The 17,473-nt window shown below is 67.6% G+C and carries 20 protein-coding genes; 10 read left to right on the plus strand and 10 right to left on the minus strand.

The genetic code is table 11. From position 1 onward, the window contains the following. Nucleotides 1-6 precede the first annotated feature (6 nt). From AC5Y4Z_RS09495 to AC5Y4Z_RS09515, 5 genes are read right to left on the minus strand one after another with little or no spacing between them, the layout of a single operon-like run. Entirely contained in the window at nucleotides 7-438 is a 432-nt protein-coding gene (locus tag AC5Y4Z_RS09495; protein ID WP_499962917.1) for a nuclear transport factor 2 family protein, read from the minus strand. After that, nucleotides 410-1,639, minus strand: a complete 1,230-nt coding sequence (locus AC5Y4Z_RS09500; protein WP_499962918.1) for a metal-dependent hydrolase family protein — start codon at nucleotides 1,637-1,639, stop codon at nucleotides 410-412. The genes AC5Y4Z_RS09495 and AC5Y4Z_RS09500 overlap by 29 nt, the downstream gene beginning before the upstream one ends. 3 nt (nucleotides 1,640-1,642) lie before the next feature. Further along, complete coding sequence (locus tag AC5Y4Z_RS09505; protein ID WP_499962920.1) at nucleotides 1,643-1,975, minus strand: hypothetical protein; 333 nt, start codon at nucleotides 1,973-1,975, stop codon at nucleotides 1,643-1,645. Continuing rightward, on the minus strand, nucleotides 1,962-3,236 hold the full coding sequence (locus tag AC5Y4Z_RS09510) for an aromatic ring-hydroxylating oxygenase subunit alpha (RefSeq protein ID WP_499962922.1): 1,275 nt from the start codon (nucleotides 3,234-3,236) through the stop codon (nucleotides 1,962-1,964). Before AC5Y4Z_RS09510 ends, AC5Y4Z_RS09505 begins: the two co-directional genes overlap by 14 nt. Before the next feature lie 4 nt (nucleotides 3,237-3,240). Beyond that, entirely contained in the window at nucleotides 3,241-3,759 is a 519-nt protein-coding gene (locus AC5Y4Z_RS09515) for a carboxymuconolactone decarboxylase family protein (protein ID WP_499962925.1), read from the minus strand. A gap of 390 nt (nucleotides 3,760-4,149) precedes the next feature. On the opposite strand from AC5Y4Z_RS09515, the gene AC5Y4Z_RS09520 reads away from it, so the two are divergent. From AC5Y4Z_RS09520 to AC5Y4Z_RS09565, 10 genes are all read left to right on the plus strand, one after another. Continuing rightward, on the plus strand, nucleotides 4,150-5,448 hold the full coding sequence (locus tag AC5Y4Z_RS09520; RefSeq protein WP_499962927.1) for an amidohydrolase family protein: 1,299 nt from the start codon (nucleotides 4,150-4,152) through the stop codon (nucleotides 5,446-5,448). A gap of 104 nt (nucleotides 5,449-5,552) precedes the next feature. After that, on the plus strand, nucleotides 5,553-6,719 hold the full coding sequence (locus AC5Y4Z_RS09525) for an acyl-CoA dehydrogenase family protein (RefSeq protein ID WP_499962929.1): 1,167 nt from the start codon (nucleotides 5,553-5,555) through the stop codon (nucleotides 6,717-6,719). Beyond that, on the plus strand, nucleotides 6,719-7,480 hold the full coding sequence (locus tag AC5Y4Z_RS09530) for an SDR family NAD(P)-dependent oxidoreductase (RefSeq protein ID WP_499962931.1): 762 nt from the start codon (nucleotides 6,719-6,721) through the stop codon (nucleotides 7,478-7,480). Before AC5Y4Z_RS09525 ends, AC5Y4Z_RS09530 begins: the two co-directional genes overlap by 1 nt. After that, nucleotides 7,477-8,310: an enoyl-CoA hydratase/isomerase family protein gene (locus AC5Y4Z_RS09535; protein WP_499962933.1), complete on the plus strand. Its 834-nt coding sequence runs from the start codon at nucleotides 7,477-7,479 to the stop codon at nucleotides 8,308-8,310. The genes AC5Y4Z_RS09530 and AC5Y4Z_RS09535 overlap by 4 nt, the downstream gene beginning before the upstream one ends. Next, on the plus strand, nucleotides 8,303-9,448 hold the full coding sequence (locus AC5Y4Z_RS09540; RefSeq protein ID WP_499962935.1) for a thiolase family protein: 1,146 nt from the start codon (nucleotides 8,303-8,305) through the stop codon (nucleotides 9,446-9,448). Before AC5Y4Z_RS09535 ends, AC5Y4Z_RS09540 begins: the two co-directional genes overlap by 8 nt. Nucleotides 9,449-9,553: 105 nt before the next feature. Continuing rightward, on the plus strand, nucleotides 9,554-10,180 hold the full coding sequence (locus AC5Y4Z_RS09545; RefSeq protein ID WP_499962937.1) for a TetR/AcrR family transcriptional regulator: 627 nt from the start codon (nucleotides 9,554-9,556) through the stop codon (nucleotides 10,178-10,180). Continuing rightward, nucleotides 10,177-10,701 (plus strand): hypothetical protein, encoded by a 525-nt coding sequence (locus AC5Y4Z_RS09550; protein ID WP_499962940.1) that lies wholly within the window; start codon nucleotides 10,177-10,179, stop codon nucleotides 10,699-10,701. The genes AC5Y4Z_RS09545 and AC5Y4Z_RS09550 overlap by 4 nt, the downstream gene beginning before the upstream one ends. A gap of 105 nt (nucleotides 10,702-10,806) precedes the next feature. Next, on the plus strand, nucleotides 10,807-12,078 hold the full coding sequence (locus AC5Y4Z_RS09555) for a cytochrome P450 (protein ID WP_499962942.1): 1,272 nt from the start codon (nucleotides 10,807-10,809) through the stop codon (nucleotides 12,076-12,078). After that, a complete protein-coding gene (locus AC5Y4Z_RS09560; protein ID WP_499962944.1) occupies nucleotides 12,075-12,269 on the plus strand; it encodes a ferredoxin in 195 nt (64 codons plus the stop codon). Before AC5Y4Z_RS09555 ends, AC5Y4Z_RS09560 begins: the two co-directional genes overlap by 4 nt. A 65-nt stretch (nucleotides 12,270-12,334) precedes the next feature. Further along, complete coding sequence (locus AC5Y4Z_RS09565) at nucleotides 12,335-12,568, plus strand: DUF1330 domain-containing protein (RefSeq protein ID WP_499963319.1); 234 nt, start codon at nucleotides 12,335-12,337, stop codon at nucleotides 12,566-12,568. Nucleotides 12,569-12,594: 26 nt separating this feature from the next. On the opposite strand, the gene AC5Y4Z_RS09570 is transcribed toward AC5Y4Z_RS09565, so the two are convergent. The 5 genes from AC5Y4Z_RS09570 to AC5Y4Z_RS09590 form a co-directional block, all read right to left on the minus strand. Continuing rightward, on the minus strand, nucleotides 12,595-12,786 hold the full coding sequence (locus tag AC5Y4Z_RS09570; RefSeq protein ID WP_499962946.1) for a ferredoxin: 192 nt from the start codon (nucleotides 12,784-12,786) through the stop codon (nucleotides 12,595-12,597). After that, on the minus strand, nucleotides 12,783-13,985 hold the full coding sequence (locus tag AC5Y4Z_RS09575) for a cytochrome P450 (RefSeq protein ID WP_499962948.1): 1,203 nt from the start codon (nucleotides 13,983-13,985) through the stop codon (nucleotides 12,783-12,785). Before AC5Y4Z_RS09575 ends, AC5Y4Z_RS09570 begins: the two co-directional genes overlap by 4 nt. Nucleotides 13,986-14,091: 106 nt before the next feature. Beyond that, on the minus strand, nucleotides 14,092-14,907 hold the full coding sequence (locus AC5Y4Z_RS09580) for an NAD(P)-dependent oxidoreductase (RefSeq protein ID WP_499962950.1): 816 nt from the start codon (nucleotides 14,905-14,907) through the stop codon (nucleotides 14,092-14,094). Beyond that, nucleotides 14,904-15,803: an alpha/beta hydrolase gene (locus AC5Y4Z_RS09585; protein WP_499962952.1), complete on the minus strand. Its 900-nt coding sequence runs from the start codon at nucleotides 15,801-15,803 to the stop codon at nucleotides 14,904-14,906. The genes AC5Y4Z_RS09580 and AC5Y4Z_RS09585 overlap by 4 nt, the downstream gene beginning before the upstream one ends. Beyond that, complete coding sequence (locus AC5Y4Z_RS09590; protein ID WP_499962954.1) at nucleotides 15,800-17,455, minus strand: thiolase C-terminal domain-containing protein; 1,656 nt, start codon at nucleotides 17,453-17,455, stop codon at nucleotides 15,800-15,802. Before AC5Y4Z_RS09590 ends, AC5Y4Z_RS09585 begins: the two co-directional genes overlap by 4 nt. Nucleotides 17,456-17,473 lie beyond the last annotated feature (18 nt).

The following is a 17,473-nucleotide window of genomic DNA, read 5'->3' on the forward strand; positions in this document are numbered from 1 at the left end:
GGCTTTTCAGGGCTGCGGACGGCCCACGGCGTGCGGGCGGCCGGAATCGTGCACGCCGCTGCGGCGGATGAACGTCATGGCACGGGTCTTCAGCCGCCACCCGTCGGCGGTGCGGGCGTAGGTGTCGCGGTAGTAGCCGATGCGCATGTCGTGGGTAGCGTGGTCGATGAAGCACAGCGGCTGGGTGCCGCTCGCCGCGTCGCCGTCGATGTCGACCAGCGCAGTTCCGGTGAGAAACAAGCCCTTTGGCGCCGCGGCCACCAGCTCGGGGAACCGGTCGAGCCGGTAGGTGTCGCCGAAGGCGCTGTAGGTTCCGTCCGGCGTGAACACGCCGATCAGGCCGTCGATGTCCTCCTGGGTGATGGTCACCGCGTAGCGGGCGAGCAGCTGCTGGATCTCGACGAGGTCGTCAGTCCTGCTTGGCTGATCCGTCGACATAGACCTTGCCGCCTTTCATGACGAAGCTGACGTTGCGGGTAACGGTGATGTCGTCCAACGGGTTTCCCGGCACCGCGATGATATCGGCAAGCTGGCCCGGCGCTAGTCGGCCGCGGTCGGTCGCGTTGATCAGCTCGGCGGCGGTCACCGTCGCCGCGCGCAGCACCGCCAACGGCGGCAGGCCCCACTCGACGAGGGTGACCAGCTCGTCGGCGTTGCGGCCGTGGGGGATCGCGGGCGCGTCGGTGCCGACCGCGATCTTCACGCCGGCTTCGTAGGCGGCCAGTATCGAGGTGCGCGACTTCGGGAACATCTCGGCGGCCTTGGCCTGCAGTTCGGGCGGAGCGTGCGAGACGTCCATCCCCTCGGCCAGGCGCCGGGTGGACACCAAGAAGGTGCCGTGCTCGACCATGCTGGCGATCGCGTCGTCGTCGATGAGGAACCCGTGCTCGATGCAGTCGATACCGGCCGCGACCGCGTGCATGACCGCCTCGGCGCCGTGCGTGTGCGCGGCGACTCGCAGGCCGCGGCGGTGCGCCTCGTCGACGATCGCGCGCAGTTCCTCGTCCGAATAGTGCTGCGCGCCAGGGGGGCCCGTCAGCGACATCACCCCGCCCGAGCAGCAGACCTTGATCAGCTCGGCGCCGTGCTTGATCTGGTAACGCACGGCCCGGCGGATCTCGTCGATTCCGTTGGCGATGCCCTCCTCGACCGTCAGGTCCAAGACGTGCGGTGCGAACGCGGCGAACATCGTCGGGTCCAGATGCCCCCCGGTGGGGGTGATGGCGTGTCCGGCGGGCACGATGCGGGGCCCGTCGATCCAGCCCGCGTCGATGGCCTTACCCAGCGCGACATCCAGCAGGTAGCCGCCGGTCTTGACGAACAGGCCCAGGTTGCGCACGGTGGTGAACCCGGCGCGCAACGTGCGACGGGCGTTGCCGACCGCACGCAGCATCCGCGTCGGCGGGTCATCCTGAACCTGGGACAGCCCGGGCTTTTCCCCGCGCCCGCCCATCAGGAGGTTGACCTCCATGTCCATCAGGCCCGGCAGCAGGATCGCGTCGCCCAGATCGATGGCGGAGTCGTCGGGGCCCGATTCGCCGACACCGACGATCCGGTCGCCGTCGACCCGCACGATGCCGGGCCGCACGATCTCGCCGGCGTCGACGTCGAGCAGCCCGGCGGCCTTGAGCGTTACCACCTCTTAAATCACCGGTTCCCGAATCAGTTCCACCCACGCCGCACCGCTGTCGGGCACGCGCGGCTGCTTCCAGGCCTCGATCGGAAACGAGACCATGACCAGCGACTGCATCATGTGCATCAGTGTGCGCGCGTCGTCGGGCAGGTCGTCGAGCGGGAACTTGTCGCAGTAGGCGATGGCGTCGTTGAGGCGGGGGAACGCCACGTCATAGAACGCCTGCATCTCGGCCATCGTAGACGCCAGCCGCTTGGCGTAGCGTTCGGGTTCGGTGGCAAGGTCCCACTCCAAATACGGTTCCAGGTCGGCAAATTCGCCGGGCAAACTAGTTGTGGCCATTGTGGCTGAATTCCTTTACGTAGTCCCTGTTGACCTTGTGCAAGTGGCGGATCAGGACCTCCTGATCGCACAGCAGGAAGTCCTTGACGGCCCGGGTGCCGATCATGGTCTGGGTCGCTTCCAGCGTGTTGGCGTCCTGCAGCGCGTATTCCTTGAACGTGACCGCGGCCAGCTCCTGGGCCAGCCGCTCCCGCGCGTTACGCGGCGGCACGAAATACAGCGTGCACTCGAAGATGTGCTTGTTCACGGCGGTGGGCCAGTAGTGATAGGTCAAAAACCAGCCCGGCTCCCAGATCAGCAGCATGAAGTTCGGGTAGAAGAGCCACGAGTCGATACCCCACTGCGGCACCTTCTTCACGTTGACACCCGGTGGCAGCTCCAGCTTTTCGATGATCTCCGGCTTGTCCCACGGGCCGAACAGCCCGCTGCGCAACACTTGGTCCATCGGCTTGACCATGGACATGTCCGAAGGCGGTGCCTGACCGCCCCAGGTCGACTGGAGGTTGTGTGGGCCGGCCACCTCGTAGTGCAGCGCCTCGTAGCCGAACTTCTGGATCTTGGCTGCCTCTTCCTTGGTGTACTGCCCCTGGTGCAGGATCGGCGCGTGGTAGAACTCGATGAAGGCGTCGATGAACAGCTTCCAGTTGCTGCCGACCTCGGCCCGGTAGGAGTAGGTCTCCGTCATCTCGCCGAAGGGATAGCCCTCGATGCTCTTGGCCAGCGGTCCGAGGTAGTCGACCAGCGGCGCCGCGTTGTCGTCGAAGTTGATGAAGATGAAGCCTTCCCACACTTCGCAGCGCACCGGTGCCAGGCCGTAGTCGGCCTTATCGACGTTGAAGAACTCTTCTTCCTGCTGGATGAAGGTCAGGTCGCCGTCGAGGCTGTAGCGCCAGGCGTGGTACTTGCAGGTGAACTGCCGGCAGGTACCGGAGGTCTCCTCGTTGGGAAAGTCGTTCCACACCAGCTTGTTTCCGCGATGTCGGCAGACGTTGTGATACGCCTTGACCGACCCGTCCTTGGTCTTGACGATGATCACCGACGTGCCGGGACCCGCCGAGGGCAGTTCCCTGGTGAAGTAGCTGCCGGTGCGGGGCAACCGGTTGACCCTTCCGACGTTGAGCCACGTGCGCTTGAAGACCGCCTCGCGCTCGGCGTCGAAGAATGCGGGATCGATCGAGTCGCTGTAGTCGACCGGTTCGGTGCCCAGTTCGGGATAGTTCTCTGTCCAGCTGCCGGCGGCCGGCTTCGGGAAGTGGGGCAAGGCTCTAACCTTTCTCGTTCTCGAGCTGTACGCCAAAAGTGTTGAAGGCCATGGCCAGCAGGGTGTAGCAGCCGACCGTGAAGACGAAGTCCATGCGCTGGCGGTCGTCCAGGCGCTCGCCGAGCGCCGCCCAGGTCTCGTCGGACAACACAGACTTGTCGATGAGTTCGTCGACGCCGGTGAGCACCGCTTGCTCGAACGTGTCGAAATGGTCGCCACCACTTTGCACCGCGGCGATCTCGTCGTCGGTGATCCCCTCGTCCTTGGCCATCGCCACGTGGTGGGTCCACTCGTAGGCGCAGTCGCAAAGATGCGCCACCCGCAGGATGGCCAGTTCACGGATGCGCGTCGGGAGCGTCGAGGACATCAAGAGGTGGACGTTGAATCGAAGGAACGCCTTGGCCAGCGCCGGGTGGTGCGCCAGCGTGGAAAGGGCGTTGTTGGTGTCCGCGTTCCGCATGGCCGAAAGCGCCTGCTGGGTAGCCTCGTCCCACCGCTCAGCGGGTAGCGGCTGCAACCGCATCAACGGGCTCCTCTCGGCGTACTCTCGACTAGCTCTCGGTGAAAGAGAATCATATTCTCATTTCCAACCAATAGAGTTGCACGATTCGCTCGCCTGGTCAATGCCGGCGGGCTGGGGCGGCCGTCGGGGGCCGCGCGGCGAGCGTTCATGTTTGCACGGCCGCGCGGAGGCGCGCGTCCGCTCGCGTTTGTCGCCGTAGTCCCTGCGTGGGCCCCGCAATCCGACTGGTCGCCGTCGTCGCTGGTCAGGCTCGCGTCGTGGGCCGGCGGCGCCGATGGATGTTGATTCTCGCTCCGCGAGAAGATAGTTTTCAAAATAGTGATCTTGGCGCCGGGCGGTGGTTCGCCGAGGCCGCGCGGGAGCGGCGCGTCCCAGTTGGAGAGGAATGCCATGAACAAAGAGGACATGATCCTGATCAGCGTGGACGACCACACGGTCGAGCCGCCGAACATGTTCAAGAACCACCTGCCATCGAAGTACCTGGACGACGCGCCGCGGCTGGTGCACAACCCCGACGGCTCGGACATGTGGAAGTTCCGCGACACCGTCATCCCCAACGTGGCGCTCAACGCGGTCGCCGGGCGGCCCAAGGAGGAGTACGGCATCGAGCCGACCGGGCTCGACGAGATCCGGCCGGGTTGCTACAACGTCGACGAGCGCGTCAAGGACATGAACGCCGGAGGCATCCTGGCCTCGATCTGCTTCCCGTCGTTCCCCGGCTTCGCCGGGCGGCTGTTCGCCACCGAAGACAACGACTTCTCGATCGCGCTGGTGCGGGCCTACAACGACTGGCACATCGACGAATGGTGCGGCGCCTACCCGGCGCGGTTCATTCCGATGGCGATCCCGGTGATCTGGGATGCCGAGGCGTGCGCCGCCGAGGTGCGCCGGGTATCCAAGAAGGGCGTGCACGCGCTGACCTTCACCGAGAACCCGGCCGCGATGGGATATCCCAGCTTCCACGACGAGTACTGGAACCCGCTGTGGAAGGCCTTGGTGGACACCGACACCGTCATGAACGTCCACATCGGCTCCTCGGGCCGGCTGGCCATCACCGCACCCGACGCGCCGATGGACGTGATGATCACGCTGCAGCCGATGAACATCGTGCAGGCCGCCGCCGACCTGTTGTGGTCGCGGCCCATCAAGGAGTACCCGGACCTCAAGATCGCGCTCTCCGAGGGCGGAACGGGCTGGATCCCCTACTTCCTGGAGCGCGCGGACCGGACCTACGAGATGCACTCCGCCTGGACGCATCAGGACTTCAAGGGCAAGCTGCCCAGCGAGGTTTTCCGCGACCACTTCCTGACCTGCTTCATCAGCGACAAGGTCGGTGTGGCGCTGCGCAACGAGATCGGCATCGACAACATCTGCTGGGAAGCCGACTACCCCCACAGCGACTCCATGTGGCCCGGTGCGCCCGAAGAACTTTGGGACGTCCTGTCGCTGAACAACGTGCCGGACGACGAGATCAAGAAGATGACCTACGAGAACGCCATGCGGTGGTACTCGTTCGACCCGTTCACTCACATTTCGCGCGAACAGGCGACCGTCGGTGCGCTGCGCAAGGCCGCCGAGGGGCACGACGTGTCCATCAAGGCGCAGGGCCACGAAAAGGACAGCCGAGGCGGCGCGTCGTTCGCGGATTTCGCGGCCAACGCGAAAGCGCTCACCGGCAACACAGACTGAGCAACACTGGCGCCGAGCAGACGCAAAAGCACCCGACACGCCAACGGATTAGGTGCTTTTGCGTCTGCTCGCGCTGAGGAAGAAAGGTGCCACCAGTGGGTGGAATGAATTTCGAGCTGACCGAGGACCAGGAGCTGATCCGCCGGTCTGTCGCCGAGTTGGCCCGCAAGTTCGACGACCAGTACTGGATGGAAAAAGACCAGGCACACGAGTTTCCGACCGAGTTCTACAAGGCCATCGCCGACGGCGGCTGGCTGGGCATGACGATCCCGACCGAGTACGGCGGCCACGGCCTCGGGATCACCGAGGCCACCATCCTGCTCGAGGAGGTCGCCAAGTCCGGCGGCGCGATGAACGCGGCCAGCTCGATCCACCTGTCGATCTTCGGCATGCAGCCGGTGGTGGTGCACGGCTCCGACGAACTCAAGGCCCGCACCCTGCCCCGGGTCGCTACCGGGGAGGTGCACGTCTGCTTCGGGGTCACCGAGCCCGGCGCCGGGCTCGACACGTCGCGCATCACCACGTTCGCCAAACGCGACGGCGACCGCTACATCGTCAACGGCCGCAAGGTGTGGATCTCCAAGGCCATGGAGTCCGACAAGATCCTGCTGCTGACGCGCACCCAGAGCTATGAGGAAGTCACCAAGAAGACCGACGGGATGACGCTGTTCATCACCGACCTCGACCGCAGCCGCGTCGACATTCGCCCGATCCGCAAGATGGGCCGCAACGCCGTCAGCTCCAACGAGCTGTTCATCGACAACCTCGAGGTGCCCGTCGAGGATCGAATCGGCGAGGAGGGCAAGGGATTTCAGTACATTTTGGACGGTCTCAACCCCGAACGGATGCTGATCGCCGCCGAGGCGCTCGGCATCGGGCGGGTGGCACTCGACAAGGCGGTCAAGTACGGCAATGAGCGCGAGGTCTTCGGCCGGCCCATCGGCATGAACCAGGGCCTGCAGTTCCCGCTGGCCGACTCGCTGGCCCGCCTCGACGCCGCCGAGCTGATGCTGCGCAAGGCCACCTGGCTCTACGACAACGGCAAACCCTGTGGGCGCGAGGCCAATACCGCCAAATACCTGTGCGCCGACGCCGGCTTCGCCGCCGCGGACCGCGCGTTGCAGACCCACGGCGGCATGGGCTACGCGGAGGAGTACCACATCACGCGCTACTTCCGCGAGGCCCGGCTGATGAAGATCGCACCGGTCAGCCAGGAGATGATTCTGAATTTCCTGGGAGCTAACGTCCTGAAACTGCCGAGGAGCTATTGATGACCAATCCGCTGTTCGACCTCACCGGCCGATCGGCGTTGGTGACCGGGGCCGGGAGCGGGATCGGGGCGGCGGTCGCGCGGGCGTTGGCCGACGCCGGCGCGGCGGTGCTGGTCACCGACGTCGACGGCGACGCGGCTTCGGTTGTCGCGCAAGCCATTTGCGACAGCGGGGGCAAGGCCGACGGAGTCGCGCTGGACGTGCGCGACCGGCAGGCGGCCGACGCCGCGGCCGGACGCGCCGCCGGGCTCACCGAGGGGACGCTGCACATCCTGGTCAACAACGCCGGCGTGACCGCCCCGGCGATGTTCGCCGACCTCACCGACGAGAGCTTCCACCGGGTGCTCGACATCCACCTCATGGGCGCGTTTCACTGCACCCAGGCCGCGCTGGGCTTCCTGCCCAAGGACGGCACCGGCCGAATCATCAACGTCGTCTCGTCGGCCGGGATCACCGGCACCCTGGGCCAGGTGAACTACTCCGCGGCCAAGGCCAGCATCATCGGGTTCACCAAGTCGCTGGCGCGGGAGATGGCGCGCAACAACATCCTGGTCAACGCGCTGGCGCCGCTGGCGGCCACGCGCATGACCGAGACCATCCGCACCAACGAGAAGTTCGCCGCCAACATGATGACCCGAATTCCGTTGAAGCGCTGGGCCGAACCCGAGGAGGTGGCGGGCGCGTTTGTCTTTCTGGCCTCCGATGCCGCGTCGTACATCACCGGGCAGGTGTTGCCGGTCGACGGCGGCATGGTGATGTGACGCCACCGCCCGGGACCGACGGGCCGGTCCTGCTGTCCGACGACCGCGACGGCGTTCGGACGCTGACCCTCAACCGTCCGCACCGCAAGAACGCGATCAACCCCGAGTTGTGGATCGTGTTGCGCGATGCGATCGACGACGCCGGCCGCGACGGCGGCGTGCGCGCGCTGGTGATCACCGGTGCGGGCGGGAGCTTCTGCTCCGGCGCCGACATCTCGGTGCCCGACGACGTGCATCCGAAACACAAGCTGCAGCGCCTCACCGACGTGGCGCTGGCGCTGCACGAGCTGCCGATCCCGACGGTCGCCAAGGTGACCGGGGTGGCCGTCGGCGCCGGATGGAACCTGGCGCTGGGCTGCGATCTGGTGGTGGCGACCCCGGAATCGACGTTCTGCCAGATCTTTTCCAAGCGGGGCCTGTCGATCGACCTCGGCGGTTCGTGGCTGTTGCCGAAACTCGTTGGCCTGCAACAGGCGAAGCGGCTCGCGTTGCTCGCCGAGACGATCGACGCCGCCGAAGCCCAGGCCCTGAACCTGGTTACCTGGGTGGTGTCCGCGTCGGAGATCGACGCGTTCGTCGACGAAGTCGCCGACCGGCTGGCCGCCGGCCCGCCGTTCGCGCTCGCCCAGACCAAGGCCCTGCTGAACGAGGGCGCCGACCGCACCATGCGCGACGCGCTGGCCAACGAGGCCCGCGCCCAGGTCGGCAACTTCGCGACCGCGGACGCCGCGGCCGCCTATGCCGCCTTCGCCGAGCGACGGGAGCCGTCGTTTACTGGTCGGTGGGCGGTTCCAAGACCCAGCGAAGGGAATCGGAGTACGGATGCGTGAGACAGTCATCGTCGAGGCGGTACGGACGGCAGTAGGGAAGCGCAACGGGGGGTTGTCCGGCATGCACGCCGCCGACCTGTCCGCGGTCGTGCTCAACGAACTGCTGGAACGCGCCGGAGTCGGACCGGAGGTCGTCGACGACGTGATCTGGGGGTGCGTGTCCCAGGTCGGCGACCAGTCCAGCAACATCGGCCGCTACGCGGTCCTGGCGGCCGGCTGGCCGGAAACCATCCCCGGGACCACGGTCAACCGGGCGTGCGGTTCCAGTCAGCAGGCGCTCGATTTCGCCGTGCATGCGGTGATGTCGGGCCAGCAGGATGTCGTCGTCGCCGGGGGTGTCGAGGTGATGAGCCGCGTCCCGTTGGGCGCCGCCCGGGCGACCGGCATGCCCTACGGGCCGAAAGTCCTTGCGCGCTATGACGATTTCTCCTTCAATCAGGGCCTGTCGGCGGAGATGATCGCCAAGAAGTGGGGCTTCTCCCGCGGACAGCTCGACGAATACTCGGTCCAGTCCCACGAGCGCGCGGCGGCCGCCCAGGACGCCGGCGCCTTCACCGATCAGATCGTCGCGGTGTTCACCGACGATGGCACCGTGGTCGCCGACGAGGGCGTGCGCCGGGGCACCACGGCCGAGAAGCTGGCGGGTCTCAAGCCGGCGTTCGTCGAGGACGGCGTGATCCACGCGGGCAACTCCTCGCAGATTTCCGACGGCGCGGCCGCACTGCTGGTGACCACCTCGGAGCTGGCCGTCGAGCTGGGTTTGACGCCGCTGGTGCGCTATCGGGCCGGCGCCGTCACCGGCGCGGACCCGGTGCTGATGCTCACCGGGCCCATCCCGGCGACCGAGAAGGTGCTGACCAAGGCCGGCGTCTCGCTCGCCGACGTCGGGGTCTTCGAGGTCAACGAGGCGTTCGCCCCGGTCCCGCTGGCCTGGCTGGCCGAAACGGGGGCCGATCCGCGGGTGGTCAACCCGCTGGGCGGCGCCATCGCGCTGGGCCATCCGCTGGGCGCCTCCGGCGCGGTGCTGATGACGCGCATGGCGCACCACATGCGTGACAACGGGATCCGCTACGGCCTGCAGACGATGTGCGAGGGCGGCGGCACGGCCAACGCCACCCTGGTCGAGCTCGTCGGCTGACCCCCGCCGCAAAAACGGCGTCCCTGAGACCCTTGTCACAGCGGTCAAACCAACCTACTGTGTGTTCACTAGGTTGGTTCACGCCGCCAATCGACAAGGAGTCCGGTGGCCGTCGCACGGCGATACGACACGCTTCTCGCTAAGGGTGAGGACCGCAAGCAGCGCATCCTGGACGTCGCGCAGCGCCTGCTGACGCGCAACGGGTGGCGCAACACCACCCTGGCCCAGATCGCCGGCGAGGCCGGGGTCACCCCGGCCGGGCTGCTGCACCATTTCGAATCCAAGGAGCAGCTGCTGCACGCGGTGCTGGACGCGCGCGACCTCGACGACGACTCTCATGCCGACCGCACCGGCGACCTCCTGGTAGAGATCGCCCGGGTCGCCGATCGCTTCAACCGCGCGCCCGAAATGGTGGGCACCTTCACGGTGCTGCTGGTCGAAAACATCCTCCCGGACGCTCCGCTGCACGACCGCATGCTGTCGCGCCAGCAGGAAGCCATCGACATCGTCGCCGAGCTCATCCGGCGCGGTCAGGCCGACGGCCGGTACCGCACCGACATCGAGCCCGCCGTCAAGGCGCTGGAAATTCTCGCCTTCGTCCACGGAATGGAAACAATATGGTTGCTCGACCCTTCGATACCCCTCAGCGATGTGTTCAAGGAGTACGCGGAGGCGCTGGCCCGGGACTTCGCGACGCCAGGGACGATGGGGCCGACGGGGACGCAGACATGAGGTACCGGCTCGACGTCGTCGCCGCCGGCGTCGTCGACGTGGTGCGGTTCGCCGGCGGCTGGCTGTTCGACCGGGCAATGGCGGGATGGGACGTCACCGTGCTGCTGACGGAGGCCGACGGTTCCGACTCCCGGCCGCTGCAGATCCTCGGCGCCCGGACCCTCCACCTGGAGGACGCCCTGGCGGCGACGGAATCCCGTCCCCGTCCCCAGGCGCTGGCGGCCGCCGCGGATCTGTTCGGTTGCGACCCGCGGGTGCGCCAAGGCCTTTTGCAGGCGCTCGATCAGGGCGCCACGGAGGTCACGCTGTGGGGCGAAACGTGGCCCGCCGAGCTCGACGACAGCCTCGGCCTGGTGCAGCACCGGCTGAGCATGGCCGCTAAGAACTTCAAAGCGCGGGCGCTCGCCGCCGCCCTGGGCGTCGAGGCGGTGCCGCTCGGTTCGATCGGGGACGCCGAAAGCTTCCGGAGCGGACTGCTGGCGCGCCCGTCGGTCGCCGCGGATCTGGTTCCGGCCGGGTAGGTAGCCGCAGCCACCCCCTTCGTTGACGCCGGCGACGGCGTGTGAAAATGTAATACTCATCTCTGAGAGGCACATTCTCACTAGTAGAGATTCGAACGGAGCTAGATGGTGAACGATTTCACCGAGATGGACTTCTTCCGCGGCAGCGAGCTCATCGAAGACCCCTACCCCTACTACGAGGCGCTGCGGCGGCGGTGCCCCGTGACCCCCGAAGCCCACCACGGGGTCACCATGGTGACCGGCTGGGACGAGGCGTGCGCCGTGCTGAACGACGCTGAGACATGGTCCTCGTGCATCTCGGTGACGGGCCCGTTCCCCGGCTTTCCGGTGCCCCTCGAGGGTGACGACGTGACCGAGCTGATCGAGAAGCACCGCGACGAACTTCCGTTCAGCGACCAGCTGCCCACGCTCGACCCCCCGACCCACACCAACCACCGCTCGCTGATGATGCGGCTGATCACCCCCAAGCGCCTCAAGGAGAACGAGGACGCCATGTGGGCACTGGCCGACCAGGCGCTCGACGACTTCCTGGCGCCCGGGCGCGGCGAATGGATCAAGGGCTTCGCCGGCCCGTTCACGCTGCTGGTCATCGCCGACCTGCTCGGAGTGCCGATGGAGGACCGCGACAAGTTCGTCAAGGGCATCGCCGAGCATGCGGGCGGCGGCATCGGGGGCACCAAGGGATCGCTGGCCCACAGCCCGCTGGAATTCCTTTACGGCCTGTTCTCCGACTACGTCCGCGACCGCCGCCGCGAGCCCCGCGACGACGTGCTGACCGGCCTGGCGACCGCCACCTTTCCCGACGGCACGATTCCCGACGTCGAAGACGTGGCGCGAGTCGCCAGCAACGTCTTCTCCGCGGGCCAGGAGACCACCGTGCGGCTGCTCGGCGCCGCGTTGCAGACCATCGCGGAGCGGCCGGACATCCAGCAGCGGTTGCGCAAGGACCGCGGCCTGCTGCCGAACTTCATCGAGGAGTCGCTGCGCCACGAGAGCCCGGTCAAGGGCGACTTCCGGATGAACCGGGTGCCCGTCAACGTCGGTGGGGTCGACCTGCCGGCGGGCACCACCGTGATGATCGTGCAGGCGGCCGCCAACCGGGATCCGCGCCGCTTCGAAGACCCCGCCACGTTCGACCCGGCCCGCAAGAACGCCCGCCAGCACATCTCGTTCGGGCGGGGAATCCACAGTTGCCCCGGCGCACCGCTGGCGCGCGCCGAGACCCGGGTGGCGCTCGAGCGGCTGCTGGACCGGACGTCCGACATCAGGATCGACGAGAACGTTCACGGTCCGGCGAATGACCGCCGCTACCAATACGTTCCGACGTACATCCTGCGCGGCCTGACCGAGCTGCACCTGGAGTTCACTCCGGCATGAAGGTCTGGGTTGACGATCAGTGCTGCCGCGGCCACGGCGTGTGTGTGACGTTGTGCCCGGAGGTGTTCACCCTGACTGAAGACGGTTACTCGGTGGCGATCGACACCGATGTGCCGCCGGAGTTCGAGGCCGCGACCCGCGAGGCCATCGAGTGCTGCCCCGAGCAGGCCATCAGCGAGAAACCCAGCTAGCGAAGGAGATTCGAGTGCCCAAAGGCTACGTCATCCTGACCGAGGCGATCAAGGATCCCGAGGGCATGAAGGCCTACGCCCAGGCGGCGGGCGCGGCGATGGGCGGCGTCAAGGTGCTCGCGGTGGACACCAAGCCCGCGGTGCTCGAGGGCGGCTGGCACGGCGACCAGACCGTGGTGCTGGAATTCGAATCCGTGGACGCGGCCCGTGCGTGGTACGAGTCCGAGGCCTACCAGAAGGCGGCGAAGCTGCGGCAGGCCGCGGCCGACTGCAATGCGGTCATCCTCAGCGGGTTTTGAAATGCCCTCGGCCAGAGGCTGAATCGCTACTCGACGATCGAGATCGCCTGCCGGGGGCACTGGCGGACGGCCTCGCGCACGTCCGACTCGATCTCCGGGGTGACCTCCGGCTGCAAGACGGTCAGCATGTCGTCGTCACCGAGATGAAAGACCTCGGGATTGATGCCCATGCACACCCCGTTGCTCTCGCACAGACCCCAGTCCACTTCGATTCTCATGGCAGCACCCTCACCGGTACGTGTTTCCATCCTGCGACGTTCTGCATCTGGACGCGTTCGCATGCCGACCAGTCCACTTCGTAGCGCGGCATGAAGTCGAGCAGCTTGTCCAGCGCGATCGCGCTTTCCATGCGCGCCAGGGCGGCGCCCAGGCAGCTGTGAATCCCGTAGCCGAAGCCCATGTTCTGCGCCTCGGTCCGGTCGCGATCGATGTCGAACTTGTCGGGATCGGTCCAGGCGTCGGGGTCGCGGTTGGCCGCGCCGTTGATGAGGAAGATCGGCTTTCCGGCCGGAATCGTGACGCCGTGCAGGTGAACGTCTTTCATCGAGCGGCGGACCTGGTATTGCGACGGTGCCTCGTAGCGCAGCAGCTCCTCGACCGCGGCGGGGATCTTGCTGCGGTCGTCGAGTAGCTTCTGCCACTGCTCGGGGAAGCGGGCGAAGACGACGGGTGCGTTGCCGACCAGCTTGGTGACGGTCTCGGCGCCGGCGCCGCCCAACAGCGTTGCGAAACCGGCTATTTCGAGGTCGTCGAGCTTCCGCTTCTCCCCGTTCTCGCAGTCCATCTCCGCCTCGATGAGCTTGGTGAACAAATCGTCGCGCGGCTCGGCGCGGCGCTGCATCAGCAGGTCGTAGTAGAGCATCGCGGTGTTGATGTTGGCCTGCATGCCCTTCTCGCCGACTTCGACCTGGCCGGGTTCGCGGGTCAATCCCTCGTCGATCCAGTGCCGCACCTGCTGCGCGTGCTCCTCGGGCACCCCCAGCATGGTCGTGATCACCTCGACGGGGAACGGGCCGGAGAAGTTTTGCACCACGTCGAACCGGTCCGGATCGGCCGCGGAGAGGTACTTCTCGATCTTCTCGGTCACCATCTGCCGCTGCGATTCGATGGCCCGCGGCGTGAAGACCTTGTTGAGCAGGCTGCGCATGTGGCGATGGTCGGGGGGATCCATGAAGATGATCGACTGCGGGGGCCGTTCCCCGGAGCGCACCATCGACAGGTCGATGCCGTAGGCCGACGAATAGGTTTCGAAATCCTTCAGGCCCGCCGCCACGTCGTCGTGCCGAGTCAGCGCATAGAAGTCGTATTCCTCGCTGTAATAGACCGGCGCCTCTTCCTGCATCCGCCGGTACGTGTCCCACGCGCCATCGAAGAATTCCTGGGAAAACGGATCGAAGACGACCTTGGCTCTGGTCATTGCATCCTCCTCGGCGGCGGGCTGGAACCGTTACAGCGGATTGCCTGACTGTAACGCTAACGGTAGCGGTTTCATGACGGGGCGAAAAGACCGAAACGCTGTCATCTCATCGTGGGTGACCCATCGACGCCAGCGTCGCGTCGGCCGCGTCGAGCACGGCCCCCGGGTTCGTCGCGGCCCGTTCGGCGAGCTCGGCGATCAACCGGACGTCCTTTCGCAGCAGCGTGCCCGCCAACCCGGCCAGGCGATCCAGGCCGCCGACCCCGCCAAGCGCGTTGAGCGCGAAGCTGTTCCCGCTGCCGCGCGAGACGACCTCGACCAGCCGATCCGCGGCGATGCCCAGCGAATCGGCCAGCGTCAGGGCGGCGGCCGCCGTGCCCAGGTTGGCGGTGAACAGCAGGTTGTTCAGCAGCTTGGTGGTTTGTCCGGTTCCCACCCCGCCCAGGTGAACGACGGGGTCGGCGTAGGTTTCGAAGACCGGACGGCAGCGCTCGACGGCGTCGGCGTCGCCGCCGACCATCACCAGCAGCCGGCCGTCGCGTGCCGCCGGGCCACCGCCGCTGACCGGCGCGTCGACGACCGAAACGCCTTTGCGCTTAGCCCTTTTCGCCAGCTTCTGGCACGTGTCGGGGTGCACGGTGCTATGTATCGCGATGATGCTGCCGGCTTTCATCGCCGCCAGCAGCCCGTCCTCGCCGCCGGTGATTTCTTCGATGTCGGCGTCGCCGACGACGCACAGGCAGACCAGATCGCTGGACGCGCCGAGCTGGGCCGGTGACGCGGCGACCGCCGCCGGGGTATCCGCGAACGGCTCGAGGGTCGCGGGTCTGCGCGCCCACAGCGTGGTCTGGTAGCCGCCCCCGACGATCCGCCGCGCCATGGGGCTGCCCTGGCTGCCCAGCCCGATGAATCCGACTTTCACCCGGTCTCCAGGTCGCCCGCTGCGGCTTCGGTTTCAGCGGGGTTCGCTCGGGCGGCGACGCATTCGTCCGCGAACGACAGGATCTCCGCGTGGTAGTCCAAGGCGCTGTGCCCGAGGCTGACGTTGTGTCCCGCTCCGGCCTGCCGGTGGACGGTGAACCGCGGCGAGCCGGCGAACAGTGCCGTGATCTCGTCCATGGCCGAATCGTCGGTCTGCCAGACCTTTTCGTGCTCGGCGATGCTGAAGTGCACCGGGACGCGGATCGCGGGGGCCAGCGTCGGGAAGGTGTGGCGGGCCCAATCCGAGACCATCTGGTCTTCGTACGAGGGGGCCGTCGGGGACACGGTGGCGCCGTTGAGGACCTCGGGCGGGTACAGCCGCTCCGGGTGCCACAACAGCTCGCGCAGGCCCGCCGGGCGGCGTTCCCGGGTAGCGGTTTTCAGGATTTCCCGGGCCGCGGGGTGGTAGTGCCGTCCGGTGCCCGCCAGCTCGACGCCCAGCAGGTCGGCGCCGCGCTCGTCGGCGGCCATCCGCATCGCCAGCTCGCAGCCGCCCGAGTGGCCCATCACGAACAGGCCGGCGCCGCGGGGCTTTTGCCCGAGGATGCGATCCACCGCGCCGTAGGCCAAATCGACGCGCTGTTCGGGCCGGGCCATCGCCTCGGGATACGGGGCGGAGCTGCCGTAGCCGGGACGATCGAGGGCCACGACCGTGAATCCCGCTGCCGCGCCGGACCGTAACAACGAGAAGGACGGGTGGCCCGGGCAGTCGAAGTAGACCGCGGTGGTGCCGCCGCCGTGGATGGCCACGATCACGGCCCTCGGATTGTCCGCCTCGGCGACCAGTGCCGACATCGGCACGCCGTCGACGATCACCAGCCGGGGCCGGACCGTCATGTGTCGGCCCGCAGCAGGAGCACGCCGCTGGGGGTGAGGCCCCCGCTGCTGACCACGCCGACGCGGGCGCCGGCGACCTGCCGGTCGCCGGCCTCGCCGCGCAGCTGGCTGACCGCCTCGTGCAGCAGGCCCATGCCGTGGGTGCGGCCGTGCGACAGCTGGCCCCCGTGCGTGTTGAGCGGCAGTTGCCCGTCGCGGGCGATGTTCTTGCCGCCGTCGAGAAACTCCTTCGCCTCGCCGATCCCGCAAAAGCCAAGCGCCTCAATCCAGGACAGGCAGTTCATGGTGAACCCGTCGTACAGCTCGGCGACGTCGACGTCGGCCGGCCGCAGCGAGGTGCGCGTCCACACGTGCGCGGCCTGGCCCAGCACCTGCGGCTCGTGGGTCAGGGTGCTCTGGTCCCAGTCGATCCGCTCGACGATCTGCGTGCCGACCGCCTCCACCAGTACGGGCGGCTTGGCCAGATCGCGGGCGGCGTCGACGGCGGAGACGATCACGGCGATCGCGCCGTCGCACGGCACGTCGCAGTCGTAGAGGCCGAACGGGGTGGTGATGGGCCGCGCGCTGAGGTAGTCGTCCATCGTCATCGGGGTGCGGTAGATCGCCGACGGGTTCAGCTCGGCGTTGGCGCGCTGGTTCAGCGCGATCCAGCCCAGCGTCTCCTTCGTCGTGCCGTAGCGATGAAAGTGCCGCTGCGCGTTCATCGCCAGGGTGTGCGCGGCCGACGTGGCGCCGAACGGGAAGGTCCACCCGGCGGTGCGGCCCATCGAGGGGGCGATCTTGCCCTGCTTCATCAGCTCGCCGTGGGTGGCCTCCCACAGCGTCCGGAAGCACAGCACGTGACGCGCCAGCCCGCAGGCGACCGCGAGCATCGCGGCAATCACCGAGCCGCCCGGGCCGAACGTCTCCATGGCGCCGTTGTGCCACGCCGGGCGGATGCCCAGCGCGGCCTCGAGCGCGGTGACGCCGCCCTCCCCGAAGCCGGCGACGTTGATCGCGCCGGGGTAGGTGGACAGGCCGTCGATGTCCGCGTACGTCAGGCCGGCGTCGGCGATCGCCGCCTCGCACGCCTGCACCGTCAGCGCCAGCGGCGGCTGCATCAGCCGCCGCCCGATCGGCGACATGCCGATTCCGGTCAGGGCGACCTTGTCCTCGAACTTCTCCGCGGTCAGCATGGGCCGGACGTGTTCGCCGAAGCGCTCCGGCGCGATCTCGTCGGCCGGCAGCGGGCCGGGCTCGGCACCCGGAACCGGCCGGAACAGCGGCAGCCAGACGTCCTCGATCTGCTCGAAGGTGACCTCCACCTGCTGGCCGAGCTCGAGCCGGTCCGGATCGCACTCCACGATGTTGGTGGTCAGGCGGACCCGCGGATCTTCGGCGATCGCCACCTGCGCGACGACGTAGGGCGCGGGCATCCCAGGCAGGCTGAATCGGTGGTTGACGGTGAACCCGGCGAGCGTCGCCTTGCCGGAGACGGCCCGCACGCCCAGGTCTTGGGACCGGCAGTACCGGCACACCGGGGCCGGCGGGTGGATCAGCGATTGGCAGCTCGTGCATTCCTGGAACCGCAGCGTGCCGTCGGCCCCCGAGGTCCAGAAGAATTCGTTGTCCAGCGTGATCAGGGGCAGCGGTCGTCCCGGTGCTGCGGACACGTCACCTCCTGGCCGGTA

Source organism: Mycobacterium sp. NGS63 (genome assembly GCF_059812295.1).

Bases quoted from the DNA above. Each gene is read 5' to 3' on its own strand.
- AC5Y4Z_RS09550 (WP_499962940.1), top strand. From the start codon at position 10,177: ATGAGGTACCGGCTCGACGTCGTCGCCGCCGGCGTCGTCGACGTGGTG.
- AC5Y4Z_RS09540 (WP_499962935.1), top strand. From the start codon at position 8,303: ATGCGTGAGACAGTCATCGTCGAGGCGGTACGGACGGCAGTAGGGAAG.
- AC5Y4Z_RS09575 (WP_499962948.1), bottom strand. From the start codon at position 13,985: ATGACCAGAGCCAAGGTCGTCTTCGATCCGTTTTCCCAGGAATTCTTC.
- AC5Y4Z_RS09555 (WP_499962942.1), top strand. From the start codon at position 10,807: ATGGTGAACGATTTCACCGAGATGGACTTCTTCCGCGGCAGCGAGCTC.
- AC5Y4Z_RS09515 (WP_499962925.1), bottom strand. From the start codon at position 3,759: ATGCGGTTGCAGCCGCTACCCGCTGAGCGGTGGGACGAGGCTACCCAG.
- AC5Y4Z_RS09565 (WP_499963319.1), top strand. From the start codon at position 12,335: ATGAAGGCCTACGCCCAGGCGGCGGGCGCGGCGATGGGCGGCGTCAAG.
- AC5Y4Z_RS09495 (WP_499962917.1), bottom strand. From the start codon at position 438: ATGTCGACGGATCAGCCAAGCAGGACTGACGACCTCGTCGAGATCCAG.
- AC5Y4Z_RS09505 (WP_499962920.1), bottom strand. From the start codon at position 1,975: ATGGCCACAACTAGTTTGCCCGGCGAATTTGCCGACCTGGAACCGTAT.
- AC5Y4Z_RS09530 (WP_499962931.1), top strand. From the start codon at position 6,719: ATGACCAATCCGCTGTTCGACCTCACCGGCCGATCGGCGTTGGTGACC.
- AC5Y4Z_RS09525 (WP_499962929.1), top strand. From the start codon at position 5,553: ATGAATTTCGAGCTGACCGAGGACCAGGAGCTGATCCGCCGGTCTGTC.
- AC5Y4Z_RS09570 (WP_499962946.1), bottom strand. From the start codon at position 12,786: ATGAGAATCGAAGTGGACTGGGGTCTGTGCGAGAGCAACGGGGTGTGC.
- AC5Y4Z_RS09520 (WP_499962927.1), top strand. From the start codon at position 4,150: ATGAACAAAGAGGACATGATCCTGATCAGCGTGGACGACCACACGGTC.
- AC5Y4Z_RS09560 (WP_499962944.1), top strand. From the start codon at position 12,075: ATGAAGGTCTGGGTTGACGATCAGTGCTGCCGCGGCCACGGCGTGTGT.
- AC5Y4Z_RS09585 (WP_499962952.1), bottom strand. From the start codon at position 15,803: ATGACGGTCCGGCCCCGGCTGGTGATCGTCGACGGCGTGCCGATGTCG.